This window comes from Bacteroides fragilis (genome assembly GCF_019583405.1).
In the GTDB taxonomy this organism is placed as follows: Bacteria; Bacteroidota; Bacteroidia; order Bacteroidales; family Bacteroidaceae; genus Bacteroides; species Bacteroides fragilis_B.
Window position 1 is genome coordinate 191,207 of record NZ_SZUU01000002.1, and the last position, 12,936, is coordinate 204,142.

The following is a 12,936-nucleotide window of genomic DNA, read 5'->3' on the forward strand; positions in this document are numbered from 1 at the left end:
ATATAATTATGAAAGCAAAAATGTTTTTTTTAGTAGTAGCCATGCTACTTTGCAGAAGTGTAGCCTATGCATACAGCCCTTCGGCGAACGATCCGATTTCAAAGTCGGGAGGAATTGAGCAAGACATTCCACCTATCCATATTCCACCGCCTCCGTTGCCGAGTCAGATATTTCTTCATGTCGGTGAAATTTCCGAAACTCCATATCCCATGATCGGGGCAATGGTATGGGAATGTGATAATCCACCGGAAGGTATAGAACAGGAAGAATCATATATACTTGGAACTATGATTATTCTACGTATAAAAGGAGTTGCAGCGGGAAGATATCAAGTGGATATGAAATGGTACAATCCGCTCAATCCGGGTCAGCCTCCATTAGGAAGACAAACCATTGAGGTCATCGTTCAGCCGTGGCCTTAACAAGTGACAAATAAATTGTCATAGAACTCCCTCCGCGATGCGCACCTGCATTCGGAGGGAAAATAAAGACAAATACAAACCGGACATAAACGACCATTTAAAAGCTATTCGGGAGAAAACTAAAAAACAGAGAAAGGAAGAGAAACCATTGGAAATATATGTTCATCAAAAAAAAATCCCCGCCACTTACTCCATTCTTCATTTTAAATTCTATCTTTGCTCCTAGTAATAACTATTAAAATAAAAACACTATGTATACAATACAAGCAAATCCAAGTGGCACACGTAGCATGGAAATATCTGAAGAGAATTTGGTAACCATTGAAAAATACTCTTTATTCCAGCATCTGATAGACAGCAATGGAATTGTAGATGAGGCTGTTCTGGAAAAGCTGAAACTCAATATACGTTCTCTGATCGCAAGTCAGGAAGAAGACAGTAAAGACCTGCTCGACCTTTGTATAGATGTGATTTATCACAACAATATGAAAGCATTCGGGTTGCAACAACTCATCAAACTCTATCTCACCTGGCTGTCAAAGCAGGAAGCAGAAGAAGAGGAGGAGGCATGATTACCGTCGATACCTGTGGATTGACGAACTATAGCCCGTTGATTCCGGCCATAAAAGCGATGTGTAATGCCAATTCCGGTGACAAGATGGAGATTGTAACGGATCAGGTGGCTGCATTCCAGGATCTTAAGGAATATTTATCAGAACAAGGTATCGGATTCCGTGAAATATATGATGGAGAACGGATGACTTTACAGTTTACTATTTTATGAGCGAAATACAAAATCAAATAAAAAAATGGCCGGTAACGGCAATCAAAAAAATCAAAAGTACATTCGGTAGCGCAGAAAAGTTCTACGCTACCGTTTATCTTATAGCTCGCAATGAACATCATTGCCAGATGATGGGAGTGGCCGGAGCGGAACAACGCTTGAAGACGATTCATGCCTACCAGGGTATGATCCGCTTTATGCTCGATGAAGAAGGACTCAATGGTAAGGAAATCCTGGACACAATAGCCGGAGACTATCTGGAGGACTTTGTGAACTATCGCGAACAAGACTTCGGAATGACCAATGAAGAATTTATTGCCATTATAAAAAGAATAGGTTGAACGCATGGATATATTCCTGATTATTCTGGGTAGCATCTGCCTGCTTATCGGATTAGCCGGATGTATTATCCCTATGCTTCCGGGACCTCCTGTCGCCTATCTGGCACTGGTATTTCTGCATTTCACTGATAAGGTTTCTTTTACCATTCCACAACTATTCTTCTGGTTGTTCATTGTGGTACTGATACAAATACTCGACTATTTCATTCCGATGTTCGGTGTCAAAAGGCTCGGAGGTACCCCATGGGGTAAATGGGGTTGCATCATCGGTACCTTTGCCGGCATTTTTTTGTTCGCACCCTGGGGCGTATTTATCGGTCCGTTTGTGGGCGCAGTTGTAGGCGAATTATTGGGTGGGAAAGAAACGAAGTACGCACTGAAAGCAGGATTTGGAGCATTTGCAGGGTTTCTGTTGGGCACCGTGCTGAAGGTAGCCGTATGCAGTTGGTTCATCTTCTGCTTTATCCGTGCTCTCGTATAGCGAAATTATCCGTATCTTTGTCCCCATGAAAGAATATCGACTTACCGATTGGTTACCCACTACCAAGAAAGAAGTAGAGCTTCGCGGCTGGGGCGAACTGGATGTTATCCTCTTTAGCGGCGATGCTTATGTGGACCATCCTTCATTCGGAGCCGCCGTTATCGGTCGTATCCTTGAAGCCGAAGGCCTGCGGGTGGCCATTGTACCTCAGCCCAATTGGCGTGACGACTTGCGTGACTTTCGCAAGCTGGGACGTCCTCGACTCTTTTTCGGCATCAGTGCAGGTTGCATGGACTCCATGGTGAACAAATATACAGCTAACAAACGCTTACGCAGCGATGACGCTTACACCCCGGACGGACGTCCCGATATGCGACCGGAATATCCGTCGATTGTATACACCCAAATTTTGAAAAAACTCTATCCCGACGTTCCCGTCGTTTTGGGAGGTATCGAAGCAAGTATGCGTCGCCTCAGCCATTATGACTATTGGGAGGATCGCTTAAAGAAAAGTATACTTTGTGACAGCGGTGCCGACATGCTGATTTACGGTATGGGAGAAAAGCCTATTTGTGAGTTGGTCCGCAGATTGACAGCCCTGTATAATAGTCAGGGTGGAATGATTTCATCATCCGACATTCATTCTCCGGCATTATCCTCTATCCCGCAGACGGCTTATCTGACCAGGAAATATGAATCCGACGAGAATGATATCACCCTCTATTCGCATGAAGAATGTCTGGCTGACAAAAAGAAACAGGCAACCAACTTCCGTCATATAGAAGAGGAAAGCAATAAATACGCGGCAGCCCGAATCGTACAGGCTGTCGATAGTAAAACAGTGGTTGTAAATCCACCCTACCCTCCTATGACAGAGAAAGAACTGGACCGTTCGTTCGATCTTCCTTACACTCGTTTGCCTCATCCCAAATACAAAGGCAAACGCATTCCGGCTTATGATATGATTAAATTTTCCGTAAATATCCACCGGGGATGTTTTGGCGGATGCGCTTTTTGTACCATCTCCGCCCATCAGGGAAAATTCATAGTCAGCCGAAGCAAAGAAAGCATTCTGAAAGAAGTAAAAGAGGTAGTGCAATTGCCCGATTTCAAAGGAAATCTGAGCGATTTAGGAGGTCCGTCTGCCAATATGTATAAAATGGGCGGTAAAGATCTCTCCCTGTGCAAACGTTGCAAACGCCCCTCTTGCATTCATCCCAAGGTGTGTCCGAACCTGAATACGGATCACCGACCGCTATTGGATATTTACTATGCAGTGGACTCTTTACCCGAAATCAAACGAAGTTTCATCGGAAGCGGAGTGCGATACGACTTATTGCTCCATCAAAGCAAAGATGCTGCCGTCAACAAAATCACGGCAGAATATACCCGCGAATTAATAGCCCGCCACGTCAGCGGACGCCTGAAAGTAGCGCCGGAACATACCAGTGATCGGGTACTGAGTATCATGCGTAAACCCGCTTTCAGCCAATTCGGAGAATTTAAAAAGATATTCGACAGAATCAACCGGGAACTTGGCCTGCGCCAACAATTGATCCCCTACTTCATCTCCAGCCATCCGGGCTGTAAAGAAGAAGATATGGCGGAACTGGCAGTCATCACCAAACAACTCGACTTCCATCTGGAACAAGTGCAGGATTTCACCCCTACTCCCATGACCGTAGCCACCGAAGCTTGGTATACAGGCTTTCATCCGTATACACTCGAACCGGTATTCAGTGCCAAGACTCAACGGGAAAAGTTGGCGCAAAGACAGTTTTTCTTTTGGTATAAACCGGAAGAACGACGGAACATCATCAATGAATTGCGCCGCATCGGACGGGCGGACCTGATAGACAAGCTATATGGAAAGAGGAAATGACAACTTCCTCTTTCCACACTTCACTTACTCTTTCTCTTTCACCGGTAATGCCACAATTTCCAGTAGTACACTGACAGCCGTTTCCACATTCGGAATATCTTTTACCAACATAGACCGACGTCCGTTCTGCTCTCTCAAATCACATCTTCGGGTATACTTCATCATATAGTCGATCATCTTGCCGAAAGCAGCACTCTGATAATACGGGCTTTCTGCATTGTTGACAAAGAACAGTGTCATACGTCCTCCTTTCAAGAACACTTTCTCCACTCCCAATCGGGCAGCCAGGCGCCTTAACGGTACTATACGCAACAATTCTTCAGTCTCAGGCGGAATAGGGCCGAAACGGTCTTCCAATCGTGAACGGAAAGCATCTACATCTCTATCAAGAGTCAGTCCGTCCAGTTCCCGATACAGCAACATGCGTTCGCTGCTGCCCGTCACATAATTAGCCGGTAACAGTAATTCCAGATCGCTTTCCACCTGACATTCTTCAACAAACTCTTCACCACTAATGACACCTTCTCCTTTTAATTCGTCGGCATAAAGTTCCGCAAATTCATCCGTTTTCAGTTCATGCACAGCTTCCGACAATATCTTCTGATAAGTTTCATAACCCAGATCGGCGATAAATCCGCTCTGTTCGGCTCCCAGCATATTACCCGCACCGCGAATGTCCAGATCCTGCATGGCAATATGAATACCGCTACCCAGATCACTGAAATTTTCGATCGCCTGCAGGCGGCGTTTGGCTTCGGGAGTTAACGAAGACAACGGAGGAGCCAGCAAGTAGCAGAACGCTTTTTTATTGCTACGTCCTACACGTCCGCGCATCTGGTGTAGATCGCTCAATCCGAAGTTTTGTGCCTGGTTGATAATAATCGTGTTCGCATTTGGTATATCGATTCCACTCTCGATAATAGTGGTTGCAATCAGTACATCGTAGTCATAATTGACAAAGCCGAAAATGATCTGTTCCAATTCCGCCGGCTCCATCTGTCCGTGTCCGATGGCTATCCGGCAATCCGGAATGTGACGAAGAATCATTGCTTTCAGTTCCGGAAGATTGGCTATACGGTTGTTTACCAGAAAAACCTGCCCATTACGACTCATCTCAAAGTTAATGGCATCAGCTATCACCTCTTCACTGAACGTATGTACCTCCGTCTGTATCGGATAACGGTTTGGGGGGGGAGTTGAAATCACACTCAAGTCACGCGCTCCCATCAGCGAGAATTGTAAAGTACGCGGAATAGGAGTTGCCGTCATTGTCAATGTATCCACATTCACCTTCATCTGCCGCAGCTTCTCCTTGACCGACACACCGAATTTCTGCTCTTCGTCAATAATCAGCAGTCCGAGGTCTTTGAACTTGACATCTTTTCCCAAGATACGGTGCGTACCGATCAGAATATTCACGTCTCCAGCTTCCAATCCTTTGATTACCGCCTTTGCCTGTGCCGCCGTACGGGCACGGCTGAGATATTCTACCCGGCAGGGAAGTCCTTTCAGGCGATCACGAAAAGTCTGGAAGTGTTGGTATGCCAAAACCGTTGTAGGCACCAGTACGGCTATCTGCTTATTGTCTGCTACGGCTTTAAATGCGGCACGGATGGCCACTTCAGTCTTACCGAAGCCAACGTCTCCACATACCAGGCGATCCATAGGCATATCCCGTTCCATATCCTGTTTCACATCCGCCGTAGCCTTACTCTGATCGGGGGTATCTTCATAGATGAACGAAGCCTCCAATTCCCGTTGCAAAAAACTATCGGGACTGTATGCAAACCCTTTCTCTTCACGACGTTGTGAATAAAGTTTTATCAAGTCACGAGCTATATCTTTAATCTTTGTCTTTGTACGCTCCTTCAGTTTCTCCCAAGCGCCCGTACCCAATTTGTTCAGTCGGGGGGCTTCTCCTTCTTTACCTTTATATTTTGAAACTTTATGCAACGAGTGGATAGAAACAAATACCACATCTTCATTCTGATAGACCAGTTTCATTACCTCCTGTGTCGTATCTCCGTTAGGGATACGTACCAGACCGGAGAAACGTCCCACACCATGATCGGTATGTACCACATAATCACCGGGAGTAAACTGATTCAGCTCTTTCAACGAGAGAGCAACCTTTCCCGAACGGGCTTTATCACTCTTCAGGTTATATTTATGGAAACGGTCGAACAACTGGTGATCGGTAAACAAACAAAGTTTCAAGGTATCGTCTGCAAACCCTTCATGCAGAGTCCGCTCCACAGCCGTAAACTGAATCCGATCTCCCCGGTCCTCAAAAATGGCTTTGATGCGATCCGTCTGTTTCGTACTGTCACTACAGATATAAAGTGCATATCCCCGGTTCAGATACTCTTTGAAAGACTCCGCCACCAAATCGAAATTCTTATGAAAAATAGGTTGTGCCGTAGTATGAAATGTCAAGGTAGCATCCGGCGTTCCGGTCGGCTTGTTACCAAACTCCATCCGCCGGAAATCGAGTGCACGAACAGTGAACTCACTCCCATCGATCAATTTACCTTCCAGGGTAATGCCTCCATTCTCTTCAACCTCCTGAGAAGCAAGAGCCTGCGGCGTGAGCGATTCGTCGTGAACAGCCTGGATACGCTCCCGCAACCAAAGAAAATCACGCATCGCCAAAGTGGTATCTTTCGGGATAAAATCAAGAAAAGAAGTTGTGACCTTTCCGGTTACGGCAAGATCGGGCACAATTACAATACTTTCTTTCTTCTCTTTCGACAACTGTGAATCGACCTCAAATGTACGGATACTCTCCACATCATCACCGAAAAAATCAATGCGATAAGGATATTCGGACGAAAATGAAAACACATCGATAATACTTCCACGAACAGCATACTGCCCCGGTTCGTATACATAATCCACGTATTCAAACCCGTAACTATGCAATACATCCGTGATGAAACCCGTATCCACCCGCTCACCCACATGCAGTTTCAGGGTATTCTCACTCAACTCCTGCCGTGATACGACCTTTTCGGCCAATGCATCAGGATAAGTGACGATACACAATCCCTCCTCACCTTTCTGCAGGCGACTGAGCACTTCCGTACGCAAAATCTCGTTAGCGGCATCTTTCTGTCCGTACTTCACAGAACGACGAAACGAAGAAGGAAAAAACAAAATGCGCTCCGTACCCAGCACCTGAGTAAGATCGTGATAGAAATAACCGGCTTCTTCCAGGTCACTTAATATAAAAACAAACGGGCAAAAACTCTTTTCAACCAGCGCCGAAGCGAACAAGGAAGCAGCGGAAGCATATAAGCCGCCGCAATAGATATGTCTGACTGCGGGCTCTCCCAACAGTTTATTCAGGACCTCTACATTCGGATGCCCCGCATATTGATGTTGCAGTTCAGTAATTGTCATAAATACAATTTTAACCCATCACCGATCGCATGAATTTACACAGATGAAATATGTTTCCGAACCATCTATGCAAATCCCTGTAATCTGTGATGCAAATTCACCGCAAAAGTACTAAATTATCCTTAGTTTTAATGCGCTATCTTTGGTTAGTAGCGGAAAAGCGTTACATTTGTCTTCAAATTTAGACACAATATGCAGACATCGGACAGCATCGTAATCATCCCTACCTACAACGAACGGGAAAACATAGAGAACATCATCCGCGCCGTTTTCGGACTGGAAAAGACCTTTCATATTCTGATCATTGAGGACGGTTCTCCTGACGGAACCGCCGCCATTGTAAAGACCTTGCAGCAGGAGTTTCCCAACCGCCTTTTCATGATAGAACGTAAAGGTAAACTGGGATTGGGAACAGCCTACATCACCGGATTCAAGTGGGCACTCGAACATTCATACGAATATATCTTTGAGATGGATGCCGATTTCAGTCATAATCCCAATGATCTGCCACGGCTCTATGAGGCTTGTGCCGTTCAGGGAGGCGATGTAGCTATAGGCTCACGATACGTAAGCGGAGTGAATGTAGTGAATTGGCCGATGGGACGTGTGCTGATGTCTTATTTTGCATCTAAATATGTGCGAATCGTTACCGGACTACCGATACACGATACAACTGCCGGATTTAAATGTTACCGTCGCCAAGTGCTCGAAACCATCGACCTTGACCACATACGTTTCAAAGGTTACGCTTTTCAGATAGAAATGAAATTTACGGCCTACAAATGTGGATTCAAGATTATCGAGGTACCGGTTATCTTTATCAACCGCGAACTGGGCACTTCAAAAATGAACAGCAGTATCTTTGGTGAAGCGGTATTCGGTGTCATCAAACTGAAGGTGAACAGCTGGTTTCACACATTCCCCCAGAAAACAAAAATGAATTAAGATATGAAAAGAACATTAATACAAAACGCCACCATAGTAAACGAAGGACGTTCTGCGCGCGGTTCGGTAGTTATCGAAGGGGAGAAAATAGCCGAAGTACTTGAAAAAGGACAGAAACCTGCTATCCCTTGCGAAGAAACAATCCATGCCAACGGATGCTATCTGATTCCGGGTGTCATTGACGATCATGTACATTTCCGTGATCCGGGACTAACCCACAAAGCCGACATCTCTACCGAAAGCCGGGCTGCCGCAGCAGGAGGTGTAACCTCTATCATGGACATGCCCAATACAAATCCGCAAACGACCACACTGGATGCACTCAATGCCAAGTTCGATCTGCTTGCCGAAAAGTGCAGCGTCAACTATTCGTGCTATTTCGGGGCAACCAATAATAATTATACCGAGTTTGAAAAACTGGACAAGAAACGTGTATGCGGAATTAAGCTCTTCATGGGATCGAGTACCGGAAATATGCTGGTAGACAAAATGAACAGTCTACTGAATATTTTCAATGGAACTGATTTGCTGATTGCCGCTCACTGCGAAAATCACGAAACGATTAAAAAGAATACAGAGAAATATGTAAAAGAGTATATTGAGAAATATCCTCATCAATATTACCATGTTCACCATGAGACCCTTCCGATGGGTTATCATGCTAAAATACGTTCGATTGCGGCTTGTTACGAATCGTCCGAACTGGCTGTGCGCCTGGCACGGATTGCAGATGCACGCCTGCATATCCTGCACATCTCTACTGCCAGAGAACTTTCACTTTTTGACAATGATATCCCGTTGGAGGAAAAGAGAATCACGGCAGAAGCTTGTGTTTCGCATCTGTTATTCGACTCTTCCGATTATCTGGAACTCGGTGCACGCATTAAGTGTAATCCTTCCATCAAAACAAAAACTAACCGGGATGCACTCCGTCAGGCAGTCAACTCCAACCTGATCGATGTAATCGCAACAGATCACGCTCCACACCTTCTCAAAGAAAAGGAAGGAGGACCGTTGAAAGCAATGTCCGGTATGCCTATGATCCAGTTCTCTCTGGTCAGCATGCTCGAACTGGTGAACGAAGGTATCTTTACGATAGAAAAGGTTGTCGAAAAGATGTGTCACGCCCCTGCACAAATATACAATATTCACAACCGCGGCTTTATCCGCACCGGTTATCAGGCCGATCTCGTATTGGTTCGTCCGGATGCGTTATGGACGGTAAACGCGGATCAGATTTTAAGCAAATGCGGATGGAGTCCGCTTGAAGGACGTACGTTCGAGTGGAAAGTAGAAAAGACATTTGCCAACGGACATCTATTGTATACTGACGGACAGGTAGACGAAATCTATCGCGGACAAGAGATCTGTTTTGAACGATGAACAATAAACGATGAACGGGGAACAATAAATGCGAGGGGAATGGGAAATATATTGAAAGATAAAAGCATGGCTTTCGCGATACGAATCGTAAACCTGCATAAATATCTGAACGAAAAAAAAGCTTACTCTCTATCCGACCAGATTCTAAGGTCCGGTACAGCCATCGGAGTTCTGCAAAGAAAAGCGGAATGCGCCAAAAGCAAAGCCGACTTTATTCATAATATAGCATCGCCCAAAAAGAATGTAACGAAATCCTTTTCTGGCTTGAATTGTTATTTAAAACAGAATATTTATCTGAAATAGAATATTCAAGCATGTTTGCAGACGCAAATGAATTAATGAAACTTATTATCACAGCATTAAAACAGTCAAATATGGAAAAGCCTAACCTATCATCATTCACCGTTGATCGCTCCTCCCCCGCTCATCGTTCATCATTCACCGTTCATGATTTAGCCCCTTATATCAACTGGATTTACTTCTTCCACGCCTGGGGATTCCAACCGCGTTATGCTGCCATTGCCAATATTCATGGATGTGATTCTTGCCGTGCTATCTGGCTGACCACTTTCCCGGAGGAAGAACGGGGCAAGGCTTCAGAAGCGATGCAACTTTATAAAGAAGCTAACCGGATGTTGGACGAACTGGACAGAGATTTTAAGGTAAAAACTATTTTTAAACTCTGCCCTGCCAATGCGGATGGAGATAATCTGATTATAGACGGTATCACCTTCCCATTGCTCCGGCAACAAGTCAAGAAGAAAGAGAACGAACCGTTCTTATGTCTCAGTGACTTCGTACGCCCGCTATCTTCGGGCATCACCGATATTGTAGGAGCTTTTGCCTCCTCCATCGATGCGGACATGGAAGGACTTTATGAGAAAGATCCCTATAAGCATCTTTTGGTACAAACGCTATCCGACCGCCTGGCCGAGGCCGCTACCGAAAAGATGCACGAATACGTCCGCAAAGAAGCCTGGGGATATGCCAAGGATGAAAATCTTTCCATACCCGATCTTCTTGTCGAAAAGTATCAAGGCATCCGTCCTGCTGTGGGATACCCTTCTCTGCCCGACCAATCCGTGAACTTTATCCTGGACGAGATTCTTGATATGAAACAAATAGGCATCCACCTGACCGAGAATGGTGCCATGTATCCTCATGCTTCCGTCTGCGGATTAATGTTTGCCCATCCCGCATCCCAATATTTCTCCGTAGGGAAGATCGGTGAAGATCAACTGGCAGACTACGCCGGCCGAAGAGGAAAAACCGTGGAAGAGATGCGTAAATTTCTGGCAGCAAACTTGCAATAAAAGTTTTCTTTCGATATATTTGTAACTGATCCTATTCTTTATAAATAGAAGAAGTTATGAAAAAGGTTCTCATTCTGTTATTATGGTTACTGCCCTCATGCAGTGTAGTGATCTTTGCACAGACTCAGCGCATAGCGGGTACTGTCGTAGTTGGTGACGGCCAGCCTGCCGTCGGTGCTGCCATCGTTGTCAAAGGAACCAATATCGGTGCCGTGACGAATGTAGACGGCAAGTTCGTAATAGCAGAAGCACCCGCTTCGGCACAACGACTCATAGTTTATCATGTCGGTATGGAACGCAAAGAGGTAGATGTTGCTCCCAACGTATACATTCAGCTTCAACCCGTAGAACAAGGCTTTTCGTGGAATGTGAAAGCAGGGGTCAGCCTGTTCAGTTATCGCCGCCCGGACGGACTGGACGAACGGACCGGATTCAGTGTCGGTGCCGGTGTGGAATATAATTTCAGCAGGCACTGGGCCATACAGTCGGGACTGATGATCACCAGCAAAGGGGCGATTGCCGAATACGAAGGCTACTCTCCACTATCTTCGTCTACCGATCCTATCTCCTACAAAGCCAAGATATCTCCGATTTATCTGGATATCCCCATCCTGGCAGCTTTCAAAATAGATATATCGAATCATGTTAAATTCGCGATCAATATAGGTCCCTATTTAGCTGTAGGCATGGGTGGAAAGTACGAACTGACCAATACAGGCGGACATAAAGATGAATCACACAATCCTTTTAAATCCTACTCTTCCACAGCCGAAATGAAGGATAAGGACGCCTTGTTGAAGCGCTTCGACATCGGAGTGCAGGGAGGCATCGGATTTGAAATATGGAAGCATTATCTGATCAATGCCTCTTTCCAGCACGGATTCATGGATCCGATCAAAGGAGGAACATTGTATACCGGTGATACTGAAAAGCACTATCCGGTCGGTGGAATCCTGACAGTGGGCTACAGATTCTAAATGAATACTTTGTTTAAAAACACACAAAAGACTGAAACGAAAAGGGGGAAGCTGTTTGTATGACCTTCCCCTTTTCATTACTCTTCGGTCTGCTATCTCAAAAACGATATCCTATTTCAAAAGCTACATCCAGAAAACCTTCCGAGTGATTCCATGAAGTACACCCCACTCTTCCGGTTCCCCCTATCAGGAAGTGTCCGTATTCCACTCCGATTCCATAGGCAAATCCTCCGGTAAACCGTTTGCCGAACAAGGGTTGACTTTCGGATATGTACTCTATCCCATTATAATCTCCACTATTATAAGAATACTTACGAAATTCTTTTTTATCGTCTCCACTAATACCCCAATCGATATAAGGACCGAAACTGAATACCAGATTCAGATCATTTCCTATTCTATACTTCAGTGCAAACAGTAAAGGAATCTCCAGATAGAACGGATTGTAAGTACCACTCACCTGATCATAAGAAACGGATGAAGAGCCATCACCGTTATTTTCCGTATAATAATCATAGAAATCATACCCTTTCATTTTACGGGAAACCAACAAAAGTGAGGGTTGGAAAGCCCAGTGTTTCGACATCCGGATATCGGCCCCTACCCCTCCATAGATACTAAGACCGTCTTTCAGTTTCGATTCGGGTCCTTGCATAAACTTACCTGCTCCAATTCCTGCCTTCACGATCAACGAGAAGCGTTGCATCACTTGTGTACGCATTTGTATACGCATCGGGAGATCTACATATCCGCTGCGTTTACCTTTTGTCACCTGTAGTGAGTCAAAATAGACAGGTACTTCCTCCAGTACAAAAACTCCATTTTTATCGGTGACAGCCTGTTGGTTCGTACGTTTCAAGGTAACTACCACCCCGTCTACCGGATAGTAATCTTCATCCACGATCTTCTCTACCACTTTTTGTTTTTGGGCCATAACGTCTGTCAGTGCCAGGCAGACCAATGCCAATGCTATATATCTTTTCATATCTTTTTATTTTTTACATTC

12 protein-coding genes and 1 pseudogene are annotated in these 12,936 nt (G+C 45.1%); 11 read left to right on the plus strand and 2 right to left on the minus strand.

Annotated elements, in window-relative coordinates; all coding sequences use genetic code 11:
- Nucleotides 1-20 precede the first annotated feature (20 nt).
- The 6 genes from FDF36_RS05105 to FDF36_RS05130 all read left to right on the plus strand — a co-directional run bounded on the left by FDF36_RS05105 (nt 21) and on the right by FDF36_RS05130 (nt 3,910).
- A complete protein-coding gene (locus FDF36_RS05105; RefSeq protein ID WP_220390876.1) occupies nt 21-422 on the plus strand; it encodes a hypothetical protein in 402 nt (133 codons plus the stop codon).
- A 251-nt stretch (nt 423-673) separates the two neighbouring features.
- Nucleotides 674-994, plus strand: a complete 321-nt coding sequence (locus FDF36_RS05110; RefSeq protein ID WP_005798707.1) for a hypothetical protein — start codon at nt 674-676, stop codon at nt 992-994.
- Nucleotides 991-1,206, plus strand: coding sequence for a sulfurtransferase TusA family protein (locus FDF36_RS05115; protein ID WP_220390590.1), 216 nt, complete (start codon nt 991-993; stop codon nt 1,204-1,206). Before FDF36_RS05110 ends, FDF36_RS05115 begins: the two co-directional genes overlap by 4 nt.
- Nucleotides 1,203-1,547, plus strand: a complete 345-nt coding sequence (locus FDF36_RS05120; protein WP_220390591.1) for a hypothetical protein — start codon at nt 1,203-1,205, stop codon at nt 1,545-1,547. Before FDF36_RS05115 ends, FDF36_RS05120 begins: the two co-directional genes overlap by 4 nt.
- A 4-nt stretch (nt 1,548-1,551) precedes the next feature.
- On the plus strand, nt 1,552-2,028 hold the full coding sequence (locus FDF36_RS05125; RefSeq protein ID WP_220390592.1) for a DUF456 domain-containing protein: 477 nt from the start codon (nt 1,552-1,554) through the stop codon (nt 2,026-2,028).
- 25 nt (nt 2,029-2,053) lie between these two features.
- Nucleotides 2,054-3,910: a YgiQ family radical SAM protein gene (locus tag FDF36_RS05130; protein WP_220390593.1), complete on the plus strand. Its 1,857-nt coding sequence runs from the start codon at nt 2,054-2,056 to the stop codon at nt 3,908-3,910.
- 24 nt (nt 3,911-3,934) lie between these two features.
- Here the strand turns inward: FDF36_RS05130 and mfd are convergent, their stop codons facing one another.
- Nucleotides 3,935-7,312, minus strand: coding sequence for a transcription-repair coupling factor (mfd, locus tag FDF36_RS05135; RefSeq protein ID WP_220390594.1), 3,378 nt, complete (start codon nt 7,310-7,312; stop codon nt 3,935-3,937).
- Between the two features lie 192 nt (nt 7,313-7,504).
- Here mfd and FDF36_RS05140 point away from each other — a divergent pair, with 192 nt between their 5' ends.
- From FDF36_RS05140 to FDF36_RS05160, 5 genes and pseudogenes are all read left to right on the plus strand, one after another.
- Nucleotides 7,505-8,257, plus strand: coding sequence for a polyprenol monophosphomannose synthase (locus tag FDF36_RS05140; RefSeq protein ID WP_220390595.1), 753 nt, complete (start codon nt 7,505-7,507; stop codon nt 8,255-8,257).
- Between the two features lie 3 nt (nt 8,258-8,260).
- Complete coding sequence (locus tag FDF36_RS05145) at nt 8,261-9,640, plus strand: dihydroorotase (protein ID WP_220390596.1); 1,380 nt, start codon at nt 8,261-8,263, stop codon at nt 9,638-9,640.
- A gap of 66 nt (nt 9,641-9,706) precedes the next feature.
- Nucleotides 9,707-9,948, plus strand: a pseudogene (locus FDF36_RS05150) (four helix bundle protein); the annotation flags it as partial.
- 66 nt (nt 9,949-10,014) lie between these two features.
- Nucleotides 10,015-10,953 (plus strand): vitamin B12 dependent-methionine synthase activation domain-containing protein, encoded by a 939-nt coding sequence (locus FDF36_RS05155; protein WP_220390598.1) that lies wholly within the window; start codon nt 10,015-10,017, stop codon nt 10,951-10,953.
- Nucleotides 10,954-11,009: 56 nt separating this feature from the next.
- A complete protein-coding gene (locus tag FDF36_RS05160) occupies nt 11,010-11,930 on the plus strand; it encodes a porin family protein (protein ID WP_220390599.1) in 921 nt (306 codons plus the stop codon).
- Nucleotides 11,931-12,027: 97 nt separating this feature from the next.
- Here FDF36_RS05160 and FDF36_RS05165 read toward each other — a convergent pair whose 3' ends face one another.
- Nucleotides 12,028-12,915, minus strand: a complete 888-nt coding sequence (locus FDF36_RS05165; RefSeq protein WP_220390600.1) for a porin family protein — start codon at nt 12,913-12,915, stop codon at nt 12,028-12,030.
- Nucleotides 12,916-12,936: the final 21 nt, after the last annotated feature.

What these genes read in the sequence shown, in the direction of transcription:
- FDF36_RS05145 (WP_220390596.1), top strand. Translation starts at nt 8,261, where the DNA reads ATGAAAAGAACATTAATACAAAACGCCACCATAGTAAACGAAGGACGT.
- FDF36_RS05105 (WP_220390876.1), top strand. Translation starts at nt 21, where the DNA reads ATGTTTTTTTTAGTAGTAGCCATGCTACTTTGCAGAAGTGTAGCCTAT.
- FDF36_RS05160 (WP_220390599.1), top strand. Translation starts at nt 11,010, where the DNA reads ATGAAAAAGGTTCTCATTCTGTTATTATGGTTACTGCCCTCATGCAGT.
- FDF36_RS05120 (WP_220390591.1), top strand. Translation starts at nt 1,203, where the DNA reads ATGAGCGAAATACAAAATCAAATAAAAAAATGGCCGGTAACGGCAATC.
- FDF36_RS05130 (WP_220390593.1), top strand. Translation starts at nt 2,054, where the DNA reads ATGAAAGAATATCGACTTACCGATTGGTTACCCACTACCAAGAAAGAA.
- FDF36_RS05115 (WP_220390590.1), top strand. Translation starts at nt 991, where the DNA reads ATGATTACCGTCGATACCTGTGGATTGACGAACTATAGCCCGTTGATT.
- FDF36_RS05125 (WP_220390592.1), top strand. Translation starts at nt 1,552, where the DNA reads ATGGATATATTCCTGATTATTCTGGGTAGCATCTGCCTGCTTATCGGA.
- FDF36_RS05155 (WP_220390598.1), top strand. Translation starts at nt 10,015, where the DNA reads ATGGAAAAGCCTAACCTATCATCATTCACCGTTGATCGCTCCTCCCCC.
- FDF36_RS05165 (WP_220390600.1), bottom strand. Translation starts at nt 12,915, where the DNA reads ATGAAAAGATATATAGCATTGGCATTGGTCTGCCTGGCACTGACAGAC.
- FDF36_RS05110 (WP_005798707.1), top strand. Translation starts at nt 674, where the DNA reads ATGTATACAATACAAGCAAATCCAAGTGGCACACGTAGCATGGAAATA.
- mfd (WP_220390594.1), bottom strand. Translation starts at nt 7,312, where the DNA reads ATGACAATTACTGAACTGCAACATCAATATGCGGGGCATCCGAATGTA.
- FDF36_RS05140 (WP_220390595.1), top strand. Translation starts at nt 7,505, where the DNA reads ATGCAGACATCGGACAGCATCGTAATCATCCCTACCTACAACGAACGG.